This is a genomic window from Thiolapillus sp. (assembly GCF_048562965.1).
Lineage (GTDB): Bacteria > Pseudomonadota > Gammaproteobacteria > Chromatiales > Chromatiaceae > Thiolapillus > Thiolapillus brandeum_A.
Map to the genome: position 1 here is coordinate 1 of NZ_JBHNMF010001552.1, position 562 is coordinate 562.

Annotated in this window: 1 protein-coding gene; it reads left to right on the plus strand. The window is 58.4% G+C overall.

The window, feature by feature from the left end:
- A partial coding sequence (locus tag ACOCD2_RS25455; RefSeq protein ID WP_293653933.1) for a metal ABC transporter solute-binding protein, Zn/Mn family occupies positions 1 to 562 on the plus strand: 562 nt, incomplete at both ends.

Below are 562 nucleotides of genomic sequence, written 5' to 3' on the forward strand. Positions count from 1 at the left end.
GACGCCGCGTTCGGAGACCTACTTTGTTTTCCCTCTGGCGCAAGGCACGCCGGGAAAACAGTGCGGCCTCGCGGCTACTGGGGACTACCAGCCTTCGCTTCGCTCTCCATGGCTGGCAGCGTTGGAGGCGGCTTCAGCGGTTGCCCTGCGGGACCGGCCCGCCCGGTTGGATCGCGCTCAGGGTGACGTGCATCCACAAGGGAATCCACACATACAGACGGATCCCCACAATATTCTCAAGGTGGCCAAGATGTTGAGCCAGCGTCTCATTCAGCTGGATGCGGAAAATGCTGCTTTTTACCAACAACGAATTGCCGGCTTTTCGAAGCGCTGGAACGAGGCGCTGGCAGGCTGGGACAAGCGGGGTGAGAAACTCAGAGGCATGCCCATCGTGGTTCAGCACAATGGCTGGACCTACCTGGTGCATTGGCTGGGTTTGAGACAGGTTGCGACGCTGGAGCCAAAGCCCGGCGTGCCTCCCCGCAGCGCCGATTTGTCAAAAGTATTGATGCAGCTGAAGAGTGTAAGCGCCAAACAATCAGCCCTATTGCATTTTTTTGAC